Origin of the sequence: Sulfurimonas sp. (genome assembly GCF_023229105.1) — a bacterium.
Classification (GTDB): Bacteria; Campylobacterota; Campylobacteria; order Campylobacterales; family Sulfurimonadaceae; genus Sulfurimonas.
Genome location: NZ_JALNZY010000002.1, coordinates 1 through 16,320, shown reverse-complemented (window position 1 = coordinate 16,320; position 16,320 = coordinate 1). Strand labels below are relative to the sequence as shown.

The window sequence follows — 16,320 nt, the reverse complement described above, 5'->3', positions numbered from 1 at the left end:
AAGATGTATGGTAATACAGCTCATAATATTTATGCACAAAACAACGTAGGGATAGAATCTCCACATAAGCTAATTGAGATGCTTTATGAGGGAGTTCTGCGTTTTAATGCGCAGGCAAAAAAAGCGCTTAAAGATGGAAATATTGAAAAAAGAGTTTATTGGATAAACCGCTCAATTGCTGTAATAACTGAGCTTATTTCCGTGCTAGATATGAAAGGTGGGAATGTAGCGCACTATCTTCAGGGACTTTACAACTATGAAATCCAACTTTTAAATGAGGCAAACGCTAAAAAAGATGAGTCAAAGCTTGATGAAGTAAGCAATGTCTTTAAAGGGTTGCTTGAAGCTTGGAGAGAAACCACAAATGTGGCTAATTAAGCTAAAGATAGCTGTTGTTGAAAAAAATCCAGATGCTCTGAGTAAGCTTTTGGAGGATGTTCCTCAGCTAGAGAGTCAAAAAGAGGTAGAAGAAGCGCTCTATCTTTTGCGAGCTGCAACTTCGTTGATGAATAAGCTAAAAGATGAAACTCAAGCTTCTATGAAGCAGATTAAGAAAAACTTAGATTTTTTGCGTTCAACGGATATTTCTGCACCAAAAAGGTTAGATATTCGGTCATAATTTCTTTTTAGAAATCCCAAAATTCAGGCTTCTAATGGTGTATTCGCTTACAACCGCGCCTTTTCTCATGCTAATTATATGCTCAACTGCATCAGCAATATCGGAGGCTAGAAGTTTCTCATCTTCTTGTTGGCTTGTTTCAAATCTTAGTTCCTTGTAAAAATTGCTCTGCGTCATGTCGGGATTTATATTTGTGATGCTCAGAGAGCTTTTTCTTGTCTCTTCAAACAAGGAGTCTCCAAATGCCCTTAAGCCCGCTTTTGTGGCACTATAAACCCCTGCAAATTTACTTGCTCTAAGTGCCTCTATGGAGTTTATGTTTATAAGATAACCGCTGTTTTTCTTAAGATTTCTAAGCAGAGCATTTGTTAGAAGCATGGGTGCGGTAAGATTTAAAAAAACCATATCCGTGACTGTTTTAGCGCTTAACTCTTCATGAGGTTCAAATCTGCCAAATCCTGCACAGTTTATCAACATATAGATATTTTCATCTGAGATTTTTTTACATGTTAAGAGAGTTGATGCTTCATCTGCAAGATTAGCTTGTATCGGAGTAAAATTTTCACTCTCAAAATCCTCTTTTTTTACGCTTCTGCTGATGCCGATGACTTTATAATCTAGCAGTAACAATCTTTTTGTTATCTCTTTGCCGATTCCGCTGCTAGCACCGGTCACTACCACTTTTTTCAATTTTTAACCTCTTTGATAACGTAGTCGATTACATCTGAAATCAACTTTTTAGTTTCATCTTTTGTAACTCTGCTTGGCTGAAAATGATCACTCACCACTTTATAGATATAACGGTTTTTAAGGCATGATGTAGCCTCACAAAAGCCATAAGATTCCATGTCAACTATATCATCAAGACTTCTGAAAACCTCTGTGTCTTTGCATGTTAATGTGCTTAAGATATTGTTGCTGATTATATGTTTTTTATCTTTATATATAACATGGCTTACTTTTATAAGTTCCCCAATCTTGTATATTTTGCTTGCACCGCAAATCCCGATGTTTACAAAAATATCATCTTTTGAGGGGTTAAAGTTTTTTATAAGTGCATCTGTTGCTTCTTTGGCATTATCAGTACCGACACCGCTGAGAATTACTCTTAACTCTTTAGCGCTAAAGAGAGTAAATTTACCACACTTTGCCTTTGTTAGTCTATATTTTTCAACGAATGCTTGTGCTTCAGGTTTTAATGCGGTTACAATATACAACATGCAATATTGTACCAAAATAAAATAGTAAGAGAAGTTGATTATGCCTATTTCACATGCCGATTATTCAAACATAAACTATGATGAAATGGCGCTTAATATCGGAGTAAAGTCTAAATATATTCCTATGATTGTTAAAAGTTTTTCGGAGGAGACAACTTCAATTTTAGAGGCTCTTGAGGAGTCGATTAAGCTTATGGATTATGATGAAATCAGAGTACACGCCCATGAGATAAAAGGGAGCTCGGGAAATATTAAATTTAACGAAATTTTCGAGATGGCAAAAGAGATGGAGCAAGAAGCTGCTAAAAAGAGTAGAGATTTCGACTATAAACGATATTTGGAAGCTATAAAAAGGAGTGTGGATACAATATCTTTATAGCACTTTGTTTAATTTATCTTTTTAGGATATAATTGCGGCGCTTCCTTTTAGACCTGTGCAATGGTGCTTTGAGATATTGTGTCAGGGTAGGAATACAGCAGCACGCCTTAGAGTGTTATGTGCCGCAGGTATCTGGGAGGAAGTACCTCTAAGATAATGATTTTGCTAAATTTCTTCGTTGAAATGAAGTGAATTTTCGTAATTTACCGCAAATAAACTCCTCAAATTAACTTACCAATTCTAGATTTATAGCTAAGCCTATTTTTTATTATCTTGACATTAAGCAAATAATACTATTATTATAAAAAACAAAAGAGAATAAATGGATTTTTTTAAGTATATACATGCAGTAGGAACGGGCGTTAAGGGGAATAGAGATTTAACATTTCAAGAGACAAAAGAAATGATGGAATACATTTTACAAGGGTCTGCTTACGGGGAACAAGTTGCCGCATTTTTACTTGGTTGGAGGCTTAAGCCAGAGACTACTGAAGAGTTTAGAGGCGTTGTTGAAGCGTGTGATGGATTTATTAAAAAAAGAGCGGTACCAAACTCCATAGAACTTGGTTATCCGTTTGACGGTAAAGTAAATAACCCGTTTATCTTTCCTCTTGTTGCAAAAATTTTAGAAAACGCAGAGCTAAACCTTGTTGTTGTGGGGGATGATTTAACACCTGCAAAAAAAGGCATAACGCTAAAAGAGACAGCAACTAGCATGGATTTGGGCGAAAATATTTACTATTTTGACAGAGCAGATTTTTTTAAAGAGATGCATGACTTAACACCTCTACGCATGAGACTCGGACTTCGTACAGGACTAAATACAATAGAAAAATTAACCAATGTCTCCTCAAGTGATTATGCAATTACAGGGATTTTTCATAAACCATTTTTAAATAGATATATAGATATTTTTTCTCATAGGTACAAAAGACTCGCTCTCATTCAGGGAAATGAAGGAACTCCAGAGCTTTTTAGCAAAGGTCGCTTATGGATTGCTGATGGCGGTAAGGTAGAGGAGATTATAGTAGATCCGGAATATTACGGCATAAACTATACAAAATCTTGGGAGAAAATAACACTTAGTGAATCACTTGAGCAGACAAATAATCCTTCGGATGAGTTTTTTAAATTGGCACGACTCAATGCGGCTGTTTTTCTTTTTGTGGCACAAAAGGCTGCCTCAATAGAAGAGGGTTACGAAATGCTAAATGGATAAATTCTCCAACCATGTAAAAAATATCTTACATGGCTTCTTTTTGACAATCGGGACTACGATTGCCGAGCCATCAACAATTTTACCGCTTATCGTAAACTACTTCGGCGGTAGCTCAATGCTTGTTGGGTTTTTTGCGGCTCTTCTTCGTGGCGGCGCAATCGTAGTACAACTATTTGCAGCCTTTCATGCACAGACATATAAGTTGATGATGCCATATCTTCGCAAAATCTTTTTTATAAGATTTTTGTCGTGGTTTTTAATCGGTATTGCGATTATTCTCTTTGGCGAAAATTATCCTAATCTAACTCTAGCTTCCATTGGTTTGGGTCTTTTTATGTTCTCTTTTAGTGCGGGTTTTGCAGCGATATACTTCAGAGAGATAATGGCTAAGATTTTTTCTCATAAGTTTCGCGGTAAAACAATGGCATATCGTCAGTTCTTTAGCGCAGTAGGTGGGCTTATAAGCGGTGCACTTGCTGCTTGGATATTAGAATCATTCCAGCCGCCTCAAAGCTATGGTTATCTCTTTATTATAAGCTCTTTTATCATGGGTTTTGGATATTTGGCATTTGCTTCTGTAGATGAACCTGTAAAAGAGGAGGTATCTAAAAAAGAGAGCTCGTTTGGTAAATTTTTGAAAAATTCGTACGCACTTTTAAAAGCGGACAAAAACTTACAAATTCAAGTAACCACCTTTCTTTTAGCGTATGGCTATTTAATCGCCTTGCCGTTTATCATATTGGATGCGCAGCAAAAGATAAGCCTTGATGGTATCGCAATAGGTTCTTTGATTACAACCCAGATGGTGGGTGCCATGTTAAGTAACTTTTTATGGGGAGCTCTTAGTGGGCGCGGGTACAATGCTTTAAGCGCAAAAATCTCCATATCTCTTCAGATAGCCGCAATAGCTTTAGCAGCGAATGCTTCCTCTTTGTATGAATATATGTTTATATTCTTTTTAGTCGGCGCTTCGATTGATGGCAACCGAATCGCATCAAGCAATCTTATCTTAAAAATAGCACCGGCAGATAAGAGACCTGTTTATATAGCTCTTCAGATGAATATCGTCTCTCTTGGGATGTTTTTTTCAATCGTGGGCGGAGTAATTTTACATTTTTTTAACTACACGCTACTCTACAGTAGCGCCGTTGCAACTCTTGTTTTAGCTCTTTATCTATCATTTAAGATAAAGCATTAAATCCCGTAAAAGTTTTTGAGAAACTCTCTCTCTTTTTGCGTTTGAATAAATATTTTTGCAATAGTTTGATTGTTCTCGCCCATAATTAAAACCTGATTACCCTCAACGCTAAGATAATTTTTACCCCATGTCTTCTCTAGCTCATCCATTCTATGGAAAGCCTCATTTGCACTGGGTTTCTCTTTTTTCCCATCACGTTTATCTACAATGGCAAGACCGCCAATCCTCTTCTCTAAGATATAAGGACTATAAATTTTTATAGCTTGATATATACGCTCTTCTTTTGAATCTGGCATCGCTCTTTTCATAGAAAGCGTACCTAAAATCAGACTTGCTGCTATAAGTCCGAAGAGTAAACCTTTTTTCATACTCATTTTAACTCCAACTATTAATATATTTTTCTGCTTTTTTACCAAGCATCTTCATTCTCTCTTTGCCTTTTGCCGTGCTCTCTCTTAGCTTTTTCATCTCCTGCAAAAAAACACCTATATCGGATGGGATGAGTTTTTGAAGATATTTTTTCAGATGCTTTGCAAATGCAGGAGAAGCTCCAGATGTGGATATGGCAATGGTTAAATCATCTTTTTTAATATAAGATGAAAAAATAAAATCACAATAATCCACAGAATCAACAGAGTTACAAAGGGTGCCGCTTCCTCTTGTTTCTTCAAAAATTTCTGCCTGAAGAGCTATGTTGTCAGTGGCAACTACAACAAGGGCAAAGTTTTGTATATCGCCTTTTGTATATCCTCTTTTTTCAAAGTGAAGATTTTTCTCTTTTACGATTTTTGACATCTCTTCGGATAACTCAAGAGCAATTATAGATATATCAGAGGTAAAATCCAAAAGATGTTCTAGCTTTTTAGAAGCAATTTTACCGCCGCCGACTATTAAAACCTTTTTATTTTCTAGTTTTAAAAAAGCTGGGAAATAACTCAATATATCTCTTTTCGTTGTGTTTTTGCATGACATGGTATCATACTTTTTTAAAAACTCATATTGACGGATATCAACTCGGATTAATTGAAATTAGATTACAATCAATGAAATAATAAAGAATGGAAAGAATATATAATGAAAGATGAAATTTTATCGCGTATTCAAAAAAATTTTCCTTTGGATGCAAGACCTTTTGAGGCAATAGCCAAGGAGCTAAATATAAGCGAAGATGAGGTTCTTGCTATTTTGCAAGAGCAAAAGCAAAAAAACATCATTCGTCAAACATCGGCTATATTTGATACAAAAAGATTAGGCTATACATCTTCTTTGGTTGCATTTAAAATTTCCGCTGACAAGATAAGTGATGCGGTAAAGATTATAAATTCTCACCCGGGAATCTCGCATAACTATGAGAGAAATCATGATTTTAACATCTGGTTTACGCTTGCAGTGGCACCTGATTCAAAACTCGGACTTGAGAAAACATTAGAAGTTTTGGCAGAAGCTACGGGGGCGCAGGAGTATATTATGCTTCCAACACTTAAGCTTTTTAAGATAAATGTTAAACTTGATACGACCGGAAAAGATGAAAAAAAAGAGAAAGTAAAAAAAGTAAAACATAATGATATAGCGCTTACCTCCTTGCATCATGCCATTATAAGAGCTGCTCAATATGATATTGAGATAACCAAAGAGCCGTTTAAAAAAATCATTGACGAATTAAACATTGATTATGATACATTTTTTGAGATTTTAAATGAGCTTCAAGAAGCGGGCGTTATGAGAAGATTTGCATCAATTCTCAATCATAGAAAAGCCGGTTTTAGCGCAAATGCTATGGTGGTATGGGATGTAGATGAAGGAAGGGGAGAGGAGATTGGAGAGAAGGCTGCTGCATTTAGTGCTGTTTCTCACTGCTACCTCCGTCCAAAATATGCAAACTGGCCATACAATCTCTTTACAATGGTTCATGGAAAAAGCACAGAGGAGACAAATGCTATTATTGATGAAATGGCATCAGAGATTGACTCAAAAAGCTATATGCCTCTTTACAGCTCAAGAGAGTTCAAAAAAGTAAGAATAGAGTATTTTGCTCCCGAGTTTGAAGCTTGGGAAGAGAAATACGTTAAATAGAGAAGGAATTGATGTGGAACTTTTTTTAGAATTAGAAGCGGTATATATAGTAATAGCAATTTTTATATTGAGCGTAACGGCAGTTGTTACTACAAGAGAATTTATGCCAAAGGGAGCCTTTAAAAAGGGCATGATATCCGTTGGCTTGGTTATGTTTATAATGGTAGGTTTTCACTATACGATTACTGTTAAAAGAATGAACGGAGTTGAAGAGATTTTTAACTCTGGGGAGACTGTTATTTGTGAAAACAAAATGCGAAGAACTATCTCAAGATCTGTACTTTTATCTAAAAAACTCGGTTGGAGATTAGAAGACCATCTTTTTAAACATGATGATTATGAGAGAGATTTTCATACATCAAGATGTGTTGATTGGATAGGAAGTGAACCTCAGATTGAGGAAGAAAATAAACAAAAAGAACAAAATAAATGATAGCAGTGTTAAAGAGATATGCGTTAGCACTGCTCTTTTTACTATTAATTTCTATCTTGATGCTACTTGGAACCATTGGTGTAAAAAGCTTTGGTAAGAATATGATTAAAGATACGGGAATCGAGATGAAACCAAGAGGGGAGCAATTAATAAAATGAGTTTAACAACAATACTAATAGCAGCCATACTTTTAAGTGTTGCATTTCACTTTGTGGGAGTTTATGCCGGGGCAAAAAAAACAGTTTGGCTTATGCTTTTGATAATGTGGGCAGCAACCATAGGAATGGCGATGAGTGAAATTAAACCAAAAGGGTATAAGGAGATTGAAAAGATGCAGGGTCAGTTTGCTGATACCGATAATCTTATAGAAGCTGCAAAACCTGAGATATCTATCTATGAGCTTATAACAATCAAAAAAAGTTATAGTATCAATAAGAAAAATGAGCAAAAATAGAAGTGTCGGTATTGTTGGATGCGGTTGGCTCGGAAAACCGCTCTCCTTCGAACTTGCAAAAGAGATGCATGTGGAGTGTTTTTCAAGAGAGCTAACTAAAGACAACTCCTCTTTTTGGCAAAACGACATAGTAATAATCGCAATAAACACAAAAGAGAACTACTTAAAGATGCTTCAAAAAATAGCAACGCTAACAAAACCTACATGTGAAATAATCCTAATGAGTTCAATTTCAGTTTATAGAGAGTTTGACTCGGATGTAAACGAGAGTGCACCTATTACTAAAGCATCGCTTATAAAAGAGGCAGAAGATTTGCTTTTAGGTTTAAAACAGAGAGTTCTCATCTTAAGACTCGGCGGTCTTATGGGAGAGGATAGGGTTGCGGGAAGATGGAAGAGTGCATATGCTTTTAGTGACGGTTTTGTCAACTATATTCATAGAGATGATGCTATAAATATTATAAAGCTGATGATTAAGAGCGGCGTAAATCGGGGCATATATAACCTTGTTACGCCGCTTCATCCGACAAGAAAAGAGATTCATACAAAAAACAGTAAAAAATTTGGCTCAGAGATAGGGAGTTTTGATGGATTTTCAAATCGCAGAGTCTCCTCAGGGAAGCTGATTAAAGAGCTTAACTATACTTTTTTACATCCAAATCCGCTAGAATTTTGGGATTAATTGCTCCGAGCTAATGCTGCAAAATCTATCTGCTTGCTCTCTTGTTTTTCATCCTCTGCTTTTTTATCTTCCTCATAACTACCGGTGCTAAAGGTATATTCACTGCTTTTTAGTATGCAGCCCTTCATTCCCGGAGAGCACTCTTTTTTAATAAGCTTGCAGTAACCTTTAAAGTCATGTTGACAAGTCCAACCCATGTGAAAACCCCCTTTTAATGAAATAATAACTAATTATGATACAATTTTTTAAACAAAGAGGAAAATATGAACTACAAAAAATTAGATAAAATAAGCATAATAGAGTATCTCTCAAATATAAAAGAAATTATTGATTATTTTGGCTCTGATGATTTAGTGGCTCAGGAGATTGGAGATGGCAATCTTAACTATGTCTATAAAATCAGCTCTGTACAAAATCAAGAGAAGAGCTTGATTGCAAAACAAGCTGTTCCCTATCTTAGATGCGTCGGCGAGGAGTTTGCTCTAGGACGCCAGAGAATGACTTATGAGATAAGAGCTCTACAGAAGTTTTATAGTATATATCCTAATTTTATTCCAAATATATATTATGTCAGCGAAGAGATGAGTTTAGTCGTTATGGAGTATCTAAGCAACCATATTATTATGAGAAAAGGGCTTATTAACATGGTTAAATATAAAAATTTTAGCGATCATATATCGACATATATGGCTGCTACGCTTTTTTATACATCGTCTCTTTACCTAGGTAGTATACAAAAAAGAGAGTTGATAGATAGGTTTAACGGCAACGCGGAGTTATGTAAGCTCACGGAGGATTTAGTATTTAGTTTTGCATTTATGGAACATGAAACTAACGATAATAAAAATGTAAAAAATAACCCTCAAGCAAAAAAACTATTTGGGGATATGGAGTTTAAAGAGAGAGCCTTAGAGCTCAAATATAAGTTTATGACGCAAAGTGATGCTCTTTTGCATGGAGATTTGCATACGGGTTCTATTATGATAAATGAGAGCCAGACTTATGTTATAGACCCTGAATTTGCATTTGTAGGACCTTTTGGCTTTGATATAGGAGCACTTTTGGCAAATCTGGTAAATAACTATATTCATCACACAGTGGTTACAAAAGATGAGGATTATAAAGCTTGGCTTCTTTTGACAATTAAAGAGGTTTTAGAAAAATTTAGCGAAAAATTTTTAAATTTTTGGAGTGAATGTAAAAAGTCTGCCTTGCTAGTAGAGGGTTATTTGGACGAAATAACGCTCAATAGTTACAAGAAGAGATTTATAAAAAATATTTTAAAAGAGAGTGTTGGATTTGCAGGTTGCAAAATGGCAAGAAGAGTTTACGGTGTTGCCGGGGTTGAAGAGATAAGGGGCATTGAAGAGAGAGCTCTTAGAGCCGAGGCAGAAAAAACAGCTCTAAAAATTGCCAGAGAGTTCGTGATGGAGCATGATAAGATAGATAGCGTTGATGAGATATTGGAGATTATAAAAAATGCAGGGTAACTACAAGGCTTTATGGTTAAGTGATGATATGTTTGATGAGTGCCTTGAGGTTATAGATCAGAGGCAGCTACCTTTTATTTATGATACAAAATATTTGACCACTACAGAGGAAGTCGTGAGTGCTATAAAAAATATGACTGTTCGCGGGGCTGGAGTTATAGGGAGCGTTGCGGCATTTGGAATCTATATAGCTGCTATAGAGGTTGAGGGAGATTACGAGGCGCTAAGAGAAAAAGCTGCGCTTATTAGAGCATCACGTCCGACTGCTGTAAATCTGATGTGGGCAGTAGATAAGATGATGGGACTTTTAAAAGATTCGGATAATTTGATAGAAGATGCAAGAGCGTTCGCCATAGAGTTAAATGATAAAGAGGCAAAAGAGAGCCAAGAAATAGCCAAACATGGTTGTGACATCATAGAAGAGATTTTAAAAAAGAAGAATAAAACAAAGATAAATATCTTAACTCACTGCAATGCAGGGTGGTTAGCCGTAATAGATGAGGGAACAGCCCTTGCACCAATCTACGAGGCAAAGAGAAGAGGAATAGATGTTCACGTTTGGGTAGATGAAACCAGACCGAGAAATCAGGGTGCATCTCTTACTGCCTGGGAGCTTGCTAAAAGTGAAATTGAGCATACTGTTATAACCGACAATATGGGCGGACTTCTGATGCAAAAAGGCGAGGTTGATATGGTAATAGTCGGAGCAGACAGGGTAAGCGCAAACGGCGATGTGGCAAACAAGATAGGAACATATTTAAAAGCACTCGCGGCATATGATAATGAGGTGCCTTTTTATGTGGCAATACCTGCTTCAACATTTGATTTTGAGATACGAGACGGTATAAAAGAGATACCTATAGAGGAGAGAAGCCCCGATGAGGTGCAATTTATAAACGGAGTGGATGAAGAGGGCGTACTCAGAAGAGTTCGCATCACTCCAGAAAATTCGCCTGCTCTTAATTATGGTTTTGACATCACTCCTGCAAAATTTGTAACAAGACTTATAACAAACAGAGGGGTTTGCGAGGCAGATTTTGATAAAATTAGGGAAAAATTTAAAAAGAGTGATGCATGAAAAGTTTATATGATGAGAAAGAGGCGAGTAAATTTAAGACGGATTTGGATTTAAGAGTCTATACATCAAGAGTGCTTGGGCGTGATGCTTCTTTGGTACTTCATGGCGGCGGAAACACCTCCGTAAAATCTCGTGCAACAAATTTTTTTGGTGAGAGTGAAGAGATTTTGTACGTCAAAGGCAGCGGCTGGGATTTGGCTACCATAGAAGCGGAGGGTTTCGCTCCCGTAAAGATGGAGATGCTTCTTAAAATGGCGGAGTTAAAAGAGCTAAGTGATACCGACATGGTAAAGTATCAGCGTCTTGCTATGACAAATCCATCTGCTCCAAATCCTTCCGTTGAAGCAATACTGCATGCGATTATCCCTTTTAAATTTGTTGATCATACTCATACCGACGCAGTGGTTACCATCACTAACACAAAAGATGGTGAGGCGAGAATAAAAGAGCTTTATGGAGATAAAGTTTTAGTTATCCCATACATAATGCCCGGTTTTGTTCTTGCAAAACTTATCTATGAGATGACAAGAGATGTGAACTGGAGTGAGCTTGAGGGCATGGTTTTAATGAACCACGGACTTTTCACATTTAGTGATGATGCAAAAAAATCTTATGAAAAAACTATAGAACTGGTTGATAAAGCAGAAAAATATCTCCAAATGAGCGGTGCAACTCTAGAGGTAGAAAAAGCAGCCTCACATGTAGAGCTGCTTACTCTTGCAAAGATGAGACGTGAGGTTTCAAACCTTAAAGGTAAAGCTACAATAAGCATACTAAATGAGGGAGATTTAGCTATAAAATTTTCTAAAAAAAATATAGAAAATATTGCAACTCAAGGTCCCTTAACACCTGATCATGTTATACGAACAAAGAGGGTTCCCGCAATTTTAGGGGATGATTATGTAACAGATTTGGCAAATTATGTAAAAGAGTATAAAAAGTATTTTGATGATAATAAAAAAGATGAAACTCTTTTAAACCCTGCTCCTAATTTTGCAATTCTCAAAGGCAAGGGAAGTCTCTCTTTTGGAGTAAACGCAAAAGAGGCAAATATCATTAAAGACATAAATAATCATACTTACGAGGCTATTTTAAAAGCTGAGAAATTAGGCGGGTACAAAGCGTTAAGTGCATCAAGTATCTTTGAGGTTGAGTATTGGTCGCTCGAACAGGCAAAACTTCAAGGTGGCGGAAGCGTACCTGAGTTTAGCGGAAAAGTAGCTTTGGTTACGGGAGCGGCTAGCGGAATAGGGCTTGCAATCGCAAAGATGTTAAACAAAAGAGGTGCGGCAGTTGTGGCACTTGACATAAATCCAGAAGTTGAGAATATATTTAGTAAAATAGATGCTATCGGGGTAAAATGTGATTTGACATCTAGTGAAGATATCCAACATGCAATCTCTTGCGCAGTTAAGAGTTTTGGCGGAATTGATATAGTTGTCAGCAATGCGGGTATCTTTACACCTAGCCAAAACCTTGATGTGTTAAGTGATGAAAATTGGCAAAAAAGTATGGATATAAATCTTACCTCACATCAAAAACTCATTAAATATACGGCACCGTTTTTAAAACTCGGCGTTGATGCTTGTATAATCATGGTAGCTTCTAAAAATTTTCATGCTCCGGGAAAAGGTGCAGCGGCGTACTCTGTTGCAAAAGCCGGACAGACACAACTAGCACGTATTGCAGCGCTTGAACTTGGAGAGTATGGCGTAAGAGTCAACACACTTCATCCGCATGCGGTTTTTGATACAGCTATTTGGACGGAGGAAGTTTTAAAAAATCGTGCAAAAGCGTACAATATGAGCGTACAAGAGTACAAAACAAACAATGTGCTCAAAACGGATATAAAATCAGACGATGTTGCAGAACTTGTCTGCGCAATGGCAGGAAAGGCGTTTGCAAAAACGACCGGTTCTCAAGTTGCAATAGACGGAGGAAGCGACAGAACAATTTAACCTATTTGAGGTAGAGCATCCGCTTAATATTGTCAGGCATGCTCTCAAGTGCAAACTCTTTTTGATCTTTGATGTAACTAGGATATCTGAAATCTTTTGAAGTCATAAGAGAGTAGAGTTTGGCTAAGCTCTCATTTTCTATATTTCTATATTTTACATCCATCTCTTTTGCAATGCGCATAAAAAAAGTAAGCAAGGTAGCCTGTGTTTGTTCGCTAACGGAGGTTCCGTGTATAACTCCTTCAAACTCTTTTTTCATAGTCATGATGTTGTACTCGCAAAATTCATCGAGTTTTTTTGGATCTTGAGTGCCTAGGTACTCTAAGATATCTAAAATCAGATTAAGAAAGAGCTTGTTTGTCTTGTCGATAGTCATGTTGTTTTTATTGAGATGATTTTTGTAGGAGAGTATATCTTTTTGTATATTTTTGAAGTAAGATTCAGGCATCTAACTATCCTTTATTTTAAGAGCTAAAAAACTGCTTTGTATTCAAATTATAACATATTGATAGTAAAGTATAAAGAGAGTCTAGTTTCCATAAAGAGCCTTGGTCGGCTCTTTATTTTACAGAAATTATATTAACATTGAAGCTTAACTCTTCTCCTGCTAATGGGTGGTTAAAATCTATAAGCACTTCATCGTCTAAAATATCTTTTACAATAACTTGAATCGGGTTGCCGTCTGGTCCTTGACCTTGAAGAGGTAGTCCAATAGAGAGTTCTATGCCCTCAAACTGCTCTTTTGGAATCTTTTGCATCGCCTCTTCATTGTACTCTCCATATGCTTCGCTTGCTGGAACTAAGATAGAAGCCGATTCGCCTGCGCTTAAGTTTGCAATTCTAGACTCCAAACCAGAGATAATTTGCCCGCAACCGAAAGTAAATTCTAAAGGCTCCTCGTTAACATTGCTATCAACAACATTCCCATTCACTTTTACTTCATACTCCATAGAAACTACTTGATTGTTACTAATAGCCATATGTCCTCCTTGTTTTTTGGTAAGGGTCACTATAACAAAATAGGTTTATATAAAAATTAAAGTTGCCAAAAGGAGTATCCGTTTTAAGTGATTTTTAGTATAAATACTCTCTTTTAAAATACTCTTGCGGTGCTTTACATAGTGGGCACGCTTTTGGCGGTTTTTTACCTCTGTGAACATGTCCGCATACTTCACAAACCCAGTATTCATCTTCATCGCTTTTAAAGAAGCCTTCCTCTTCAAGAGCTCTCTTCATCTCTTTGTACTCTCTTTCATGTTCTACTTCAACTTTTGCAATAGCTTTTAAGAGGCGTGCTATATCTTTATGTCCCTCTTTTTCTGCAATGGCTGCAAAGTTGGGATACATCTCTGTGTGTTCGTAATTTTCGCCGGCAATAGCAATGTCAAGGTTTTTAAGAGTTTCATGCATCTCAAAACCGTACACAAGCTTGTTGTATGCTTCTAGTTCAGCTCTTGCATGATACTTTTCATTCATTGCCGCTTCTGCAAAATGATTAGCAATTGCATGCCAGCCTGCCTCGCGCGCTAATTCACCGAAAAACTCATATTTATTTCGTGCCTGAGATTCGCCTGCAAAAGCCTTCATGAGGTTCACGGCAGTAAGATTGGTAGTGATACACCCCATCTCTTCGCCGCAGCAGACAAGTTTCCCTCCGCCTACATGTTGAACTTCAACTTCATTACCGCATATGTTGCATTTATATGTTTCGTACTGTCTCATCTTTCATCCTTTGATTTGTTTAATAGTTATTGTACTGAAATATTTAAAATGTATCCGCATTTAGTAAGTTCACAATAAATATCGCAAGAATAAAAGTAAATATTAAACTTAAATATAAACAAGAAAGATTATCGTTTTGCAAAAATTATCAAATAACTCTTAATATTATAAACAGTAGAATTTTTTTATATAAAATTATTAATCCAAATGATAATATTGTAGTTATGAAAAATTATGAACTAATACTCAAAGAACACAGCTTAAAAGTAACCCCGCAAAGGCTCGGAATGCTTTCGATTATAGATTATGTCGGACATATTACCATTGAAGAGCTTTTTGCTAATATTCGTAAGGATTTTTGTTCAATATCTATTGCTACTCTTTACAAAAATATAAATTCTATGGTTGAAGTAAAGATTTTAAAAGAGATAAAGATATCGAACAGCAAATCAAAGTATGAGATTTTAAAAAATGAACACTCTCATATGGTTTGTAAAAAGTGTGAAAAGCTTGAAGATTTAAATCTTTGTTTAGATATCACGATAGAGAATGCCTCTAAAAAAAGTGGTTATATATTTGATGAAAATGCACTTGTATTATTTGGCATCTGTCCGGAGTGCCAACGATGAGAGTAGCCGTAGTAGGATTGGGTGGAGTTGGAGGATACCTCGCAGCATCTTTGAGCAAAACTTCTTATAAAATAGTAGGTTTTGCAAGAGGTAAACACTTAAGCGCAATACAAAAAAACGGGCTCAAAATAGTTGAAGATAAAAAAGAGTGGAGTGTAGATTTAAAAGCGAGCACTCTTGATAAAGCAGAGGGGTATTTTGATATAGTCCTCTTTTGTGTCAAAAGTCATGACCTTGAAGAGTCTTACAAAAATATATCCCTGCATATAGATTCAAATACCGTTTTACTGAGTTTTTCTAATGGCGTCTCAAACGGCAATCTTTTGAGGAAACTCTCAAGTTCAGTAGTATTAGACGGATGTATCTATATCCTCTCGCATATACAAAGAGCAGGAAGTATAAGAAAAAATGGCGATATTTTTGCGGCAGTTTTTGGCGGAGCTGATGCCTCTGCCGTTAAAAAGGTTTCAGCTCTTTTTGATGAAGCCGCTCTAAGGTACAAGACTCCCTCAGATATAAAAACGGCTTTATGGAAAAAGTATATATTTATAAGTGCGTTCGCTACTTTGACAAGTTACTATGATGAGAGCATAGGTTCTGTTTATAAAAACCACTATGACAGAGCAAAAGAAATTTTATCCGAGATAGCAGACGTAGCTTCTGCTCATGGAGTAGATATTTATGAGGAGGTGCAAAACTCACTTCTCACAGCAGGAAAAGTTCCTTATGATGCTACAACATCCATGCAGCTCGATTTTAAAAACCATAAAAAAGATGAGCTTGAAACTTTAAGTGGATACATAGTAAAAGAAGCACAAAAAAACGGCATTAAAGCACCTCTTATGACAACAATGTATGAAGAACTGCTAAAAAGAAATGTCAGCAAGAGAAATTTTTAAATCAGATTGTCGCACTTGGTTGTTGAATGGGCGAAGTATAAAGTGGTGGACCCTCAGAGATTCGAACTCTATTTAAAAGAATTCCTTAAGTTTCTTAAAGTTTCCTATTCTTCTCTAAAGCTCCTTATTTTAGGGACTTACCTATTGTTTTTGTTATATTAAGTTTGCTATACTTTTATATAGATTTTTAAATTTTGGGTAGCAATAGGGTAACAATTTGGCAAGAGTAAGAAGTAAAAAATATTCAGGCGTATATCTAAATAAATT

The 16,320-nt window shown here is 36.3% G+C and carries 23 protein-coding genes and 1 other RNA gene; 16 read left to right on the top strand and 8 right to left on the bottom strand.

Features of this window, described 5'->3' with window-relative positions:
* The first annotated feature begins 3 nt into the window (after window positions 1-3).
* Together fliS and M0Q17_RS00505 are read left to right on the top strand one after the other, a co-directional pair.
* Complete coding sequence (gene fliS / locus M0Q17_RS00510; RefSeq protein WP_295082129.1) at window positions 4-378, top strand: flagellar export chaperone FliS; 375 nt, start codon at window positions 4-6, stop codon at window positions 376-378.
* Window positions 365-619: a hypothetical protein gene (locus M0Q17_RS00505; protein WP_295082126.1), complete on the top strand. Its 255-nt coding sequence runs from the start codon at window positions 365-367 to the stop codon at window positions 617-619. Before fliS ends, M0Q17_RS00505 begins: the two co-directional genes overlap by 14 nt.
* On the opposite strand, the gene M0Q17_RS00500 is transcribed toward M0Q17_RS00505, so the two are convergent.
* Both M0Q17_RS00500 and M0Q17_RS00495 read right to left on the bottom strand, forming a co-directional pair.
* Entirely contained in the window at window positions 614-1,300 is a 687-nt protein-coding gene (locus tag M0Q17_RS00500; protein WP_295082283.1) for an SDR family NAD(P)-dependent oxidoreductase, read from the bottom strand. The two genes, M0Q17_RS00505 and M0Q17_RS00500, sit on opposite strands and share 6 nt — an antisense overlap.
* A gap of 5 nt (window positions 1,301-1,305) precedes the next feature.
* Entirely contained in the window at window positions 1,306-1,839 is a 534-nt protein-coding gene (locus M0Q17_RS00495) for a hypothetical protein (RefSeq protein ID WP_295082125.1), read from the bottom strand.
* A gap of 40 nt (window positions 1,840-1,879) precedes the next feature.
* Here M0Q17_RS00495 and M0Q17_RS00490 point away from each other — a divergent pair, with 40 nt between their 5' ends.
* From M0Q17_RS00490 to M0Q17_RS00475, 4 genes are all read left to right on the top strand, one after another.
* Window positions 1,880-2,218, top strand: coding sequence for an Hpt domain-containing protein (locus M0Q17_RS00490; protein ID WP_295082122.1), 339 nt, complete (start codon window positions 1,880-1,882; stop codon window positions 2,216-2,218).
* A gap of 44 nt (window positions 2,219-2,262) precedes the next feature.
* Window positions 2,263-2,360: signal recognition particle sRNA small type (gene ffs, locus M0Q17_RS00485), an RNA gene on the top strand.
* 180 nt (window positions 2,361-2,540) lie between these two features.
* Window positions 2,541-3,437 carry a glycosyl transferase gene (locus M0Q17_RS00480; RefSeq protein ID WP_295082120.1) on the top strand — a complete coding sequence of 299 codons (897 nt, stop codon included), beginning with the start codon at window positions 2,541-2,543 and terminating at the stop codon, window positions 3,435-3,437.
* A complete protein-coding gene (locus M0Q17_RS00475; RefSeq protein ID WP_295082118.1) occupies window positions 3,430-4,635 on the top strand; it encodes an MFS transporter in 1,206 nt (401 codons plus the stop codon). Before M0Q17_RS00480 ends, M0Q17_RS00475 begins: the two co-directional genes overlap by 8 nt.
* Here M0Q17_RS00475 and M0Q17_RS00470 read toward each other — a convergent pair.
* Together M0Q17_RS00470 and M0Q17_RS00465 are read right to left on the bottom strand one after the other, a co-directional pair.
* Window positions 4,632-5,003 (bottom strand): hypothetical protein, encoded by a 372-nt coding sequence (locus M0Q17_RS00470; RefSeq protein ID WP_295082115.1) that lies wholly within the window; start codon window positions 5,001-5,003, stop codon window positions 4,632-4,634. The genes M0Q17_RS00475 and M0Q17_RS00470 overlap by 4 nt on opposite strands.
* A gap of 7 nt (window positions 5,004-5,010) precedes the next feature.
* Window positions 5,011-5,574, bottom strand: a complete 564-nt coding sequence (locus M0Q17_RS00465) for a bifunctional precorrin-2 dehydrogenase/sirohydrochlorin ferrochelatase (protein ID WP_295082112.1) — start codon at window positions 5,572-5,574, stop codon at window positions 5,011-5,013.
* Window positions 5,575-5,709: 135 nt separating this feature from the next.
* Here M0Q17_RS00465 and M0Q17_RS00460 point away from each other — a divergent pair, with 135 nt between their 5' ends.
* The 5 genes from M0Q17_RS00460 to M0Q17_RS00440 are packed head-to-tail and all read left to right on the top strand — an operon-like array spanning window position 5,710 to window position 8,277.
* Entirely contained in the window at window positions 5,710-6,708 is a 999-nt protein-coding gene (locus tag M0Q17_RS00460) for an Lrp/AsnC family transcriptional regulator (protein ID WP_295082110.1), read from the top strand.
* 13 nt (window positions 6,709-6,721) lie between these two features.
* Window positions 6,722-7,141: a hypothetical protein gene (locus M0Q17_RS00455; RefSeq protein ID WP_295082108.1), complete on the top strand. Its 420-nt coding sequence runs from the start codon at window positions 6,722-6,724 to the stop codon at window positions 7,139-7,141.
* The gene (locus M0Q17_RS00450) at window positions 7,138-7,299 is read left to right on the top strand and encodes a hypothetical protein (RefSeq protein WP_295082106.1); all 162 of its coding nucleotides are present in this window, start codon (window positions 7,138-7,140) and stop codon (window positions 7,297-7,299) included. The genes M0Q17_RS00455 and M0Q17_RS00450 overlap by 4 nt, the downstream gene beginning before the upstream one ends.
* Window positions 7,296-7,595: a hypothetical protein gene (locus M0Q17_RS00445; RefSeq protein WP_295082104.1), complete on the top strand. Its 300-nt coding sequence runs from the start codon at window positions 7,296-7,298 to the stop codon at window positions 7,593-7,595. Before M0Q17_RS00450 ends, M0Q17_RS00445 begins: the two co-directional genes overlap by 4 nt.
* Window positions 7,582-8,277, top strand: a complete 696-nt coding sequence (locus M0Q17_RS00440; protein WP_295082102.1) for a hypothetical protein — start codon at window positions 7,582-7,584, stop codon at window positions 8,275-8,277. The genes M0Q17_RS00445 and M0Q17_RS00440 overlap by 14 nt, the downstream gene beginning before the upstream one ends.
* On the opposite strand, the gene M0Q17_RS00435 is transcribed toward M0Q17_RS00440, so the two are convergent.
* Window positions 8,274-8,474, bottom strand: a complete 201-nt coding sequence (locus M0Q17_RS00435; protein ID WP_295082100.1) for a hypothetical protein — start codon at window positions 8,472-8,474, stop codon at window positions 8,274-8,276. The genes M0Q17_RS00440 and M0Q17_RS00435 overlap by 4 nt on opposite strands.
* Before the next feature lie 66 nt (window positions 8,475-8,540).
* Between M0Q17_RS00435 and mtnK the strand changes: the two genes are divergently transcribed.
* Genes mtnK through M0Q17_RS00420 form a run of 3 tightly spaced genes read left to right on the top strand, consistent with a single transcriptional unit; the run spans window position 8,541 to window position 12,803 of the window.
* Window positions 8,541-9,767 (top strand): S-methyl-5-thioribose kinase, encoded by a 1,227-nt coding sequence (mtnK, locus tag M0Q17_RS00430; protein WP_295082099.1) that lies wholly within the window; start codon window positions 8,541-8,543, stop codon window positions 9,765-9,767.
* Window positions 9,757-10,845, top strand: coding sequence for an S-methyl-5-thioribose-1-phosphate isomerase (mtnA, locus tag M0Q17_RS00425; protein ID WP_295082097.1), 1,089 nt, complete (start codon window positions 9,757-9,759; stop codon window positions 10,843-10,845). The genes mtnK and mtnA overlap by 11 nt, the downstream gene beginning before the upstream one ends.
* Window positions 10,842-12,803 (top strand): bifunctional aldolase/short-chain dehydrogenase, encoded by a 1,962-nt coding sequence (locus tag M0Q17_RS00420; protein WP_295082095.1) that lies wholly within the window; start codon window positions 10,842-10,844, stop codon window positions 12,801-12,803. The genes mtnA and M0Q17_RS00420 overlap by 4 nt, the downstream gene beginning before the upstream one ends.
* Window position 12,804: 1 nt before the next feature.
* Here the strand turns inward: M0Q17_RS00420 and M0Q17_RS00415 are convergent, their stop codons facing one another.
* The 3 genes from M0Q17_RS00415 to M0Q17_RS00405 form a co-directional block, all read right to left on the bottom strand.
* Window positions 12,805-13,251 (bottom strand): hypothetical protein, encoded by a 447-nt coding sequence (locus M0Q17_RS00415; RefSeq protein WP_295082092.1) that lies wholly within the window; start codon window positions 13,249-13,251, stop codon window positions 12,805-12,807.
* Window positions 13,252-13,363: 112 nt separating this feature from the next.
* Entirely contained in the window at window positions 13,364-13,783 is a 420-nt protein-coding gene (locus M0Q17_RS00410; RefSeq protein WP_295082090.1) for a peptidylprolyl isomerase, read from the bottom strand.
* Between the two features lie 94 nt (window positions 13,784-13,877).
* Window positions 13,878-14,525, bottom strand: coding sequence for a ferritin family protein (locus M0Q17_RS00405; RefSeq protein WP_295082089.1), 648 nt, complete (start codon window positions 14,523-14,525; stop codon window positions 13,878-13,880).
* Between the two features lie 224 nt (window positions 14,526-14,749).
* Between M0Q17_RS00405 and M0Q17_RS00400 the strand changes: the two genes are divergently transcribed.
* Both M0Q17_RS00400 and M0Q17_RS00395 read left to right on the top strand, forming a co-directional pair.
* Window positions 14,750-15,154 carry a Fur family transcriptional regulator gene (locus M0Q17_RS00400; protein WP_295082086.1) on the top strand — a complete coding sequence of 135 codons (405 nt, stop codon included), beginning with the start codon at window positions 14,750-14,752 and terminating at the stop codon, window positions 15,152-15,154.
* Complete coding sequence (locus tag M0Q17_RS00395; RefSeq protein ID WP_295082083.1) at window positions 15,151-16,053, top strand: ketopantoate reductase family protein; 903 nt, start codon at window positions 15,151-15,153, stop codon at window positions 16,051-16,053. The genes M0Q17_RS00400 and M0Q17_RS00395 overlap by 4 nt, the downstream gene beginning before the upstream one ends.
* The last annotated feature ends 267 nt before the right edge of the window (window positions 16,054-16,320 follow it).

Excerpts from the sequence above, each read along its gene's own strand:
- fliS (WP_295082129.1), top strand. The coding sequence starts at position 4 with ATGTATGGTAATACAGCTCATAATATTTATGCACAAAACAACGTAGGG.
- M0Q17_RS00505 (WP_295082126.1), top strand. The coding sequence starts at position 365 with ATGTGGCTAATTAAGCTAAAGATAGCTGTTGTTGAAAAAAATCCAGAT.
- M0Q17_RS00495 (WP_295082125.1), bottom strand. The coding sequence starts at position 1,839 with ATGTTGTATATTGTAACCGCATTAAAACCTGAAGCACAAGCATTCGTT.
- M0Q17_RS00490 (WP_295082122.1), top strand. The coding sequence starts at position 1,880 with ATGCCTATTTCACATGCCGATTATTCAAACATAAACTATGATGAAATG.
- M0Q17_RS00480 (WP_295082120.1), top strand. The coding sequence starts at position 2,541 with ATGGATTTTTTTAAGTATATACATGCAGTAGGAACGGGCGTTAAGGGG.
- M0Q17_RS00475 (WP_295082118.1), top strand. The coding sequence starts at position 3,430 with ATGGATAAATTCTCCAACCATGTAAAAAATATCTTACATGGCTTCTTT.
- M0Q17_RS00470 (WP_295082115.1), bottom strand. The coding sequence starts at position 5,003 with ATGAAAAAAGGTTTACTCTTCGGACTTATAGCAGCAAGTCTGATTTTA.
- M0Q17_RS00460 (WP_295082110.1), top strand. The coding sequence starts at position 5,710 with ATGAAAGATGAAATTTTATCGCGTATTCAAAAAAATTTTCCTTTGGAT.
- M0Q17_RS00450 (WP_295082106.1), top strand. The coding sequence starts at position 7,138 with ATGATAGCAGTGTTAAAGAGATATGCGTTAGCACTGCTCTTTTTACTA.
- M0Q17_RS00445 (WP_295082104.1), top strand. The coding sequence starts at position 7,296 with ATGAGTTTAACAACAATACTAATAGCAGCCATACTTTTAAGTGTTGCA.
- M0Q17_RS00440 (WP_295082102.1), top strand. The coding sequence starts at position 7,582 with ATGAGCAAAAATAGAAGTGTCGGTATTGTTGGATGCGGTTGGCTCGGA.
- M0Q17_RS00435 (WP_295082100.1), bottom strand. The coding sequence starts at position 8,474 with ATGGGTTGGACTTGTCAACATGACTTTAAAGGTTACTGCAAGCTTATT.
- mtnK (WP_295082099.1), top strand. The coding sequence starts at position 8,541 with ATGAACTACAAAAAATTAGATAAAATAAGCATAATAGAGTATCTCTCA.
- mtnA (WP_295082097.1), top strand. The coding sequence starts at position 9,757 with ATGCAGGGTAACTACAAGGCTTTATGGTTAAGTGATGATATGTTTGAT.
- M0Q17_RS00420 (WP_295082095.1), top strand. The coding sequence starts at position 10,842 with ATGAAAAGTTTATATGATGAGAAAGAGGCGAGTAAATTTAAGACGGAT.
- M0Q17_RS00415 (WP_295082092.1), bottom strand. The coding sequence starts at position 13,251 with ATGCCTGAATCTTACTTCAAAAATATACAAAAAGATATACTCTCCTAC.
- M0Q17_RS00410 (WP_295082090.1), bottom strand. The coding sequence starts at position 13,783 with ATGGCTATTAGTAACAATCAAGTAGTTTCTATGGAGTATGAAGTAAAA.
- M0Q17_RS00405 (WP_295082089.1), bottom strand. The coding sequence starts at position 14,525 with ATGAGACAGTACGAAACATATAAATGCAACATATGCGGTAATGAAGTT.
- M0Q17_RS00400 (WP_295082086.1), top strand. The coding sequence starts at position 14,750 with ATGAAAAATTATGAACTAATACTCAAAGAACACAGCTTAAAAGTAACC.
- M0Q17_RS00395 (WP_295082083.1), top strand. The coding sequence starts at position 15,151 with ATGAGAGTAGCCGTAGTAGGATTGGGTGGAGTTGGAGGATACCTCGCA.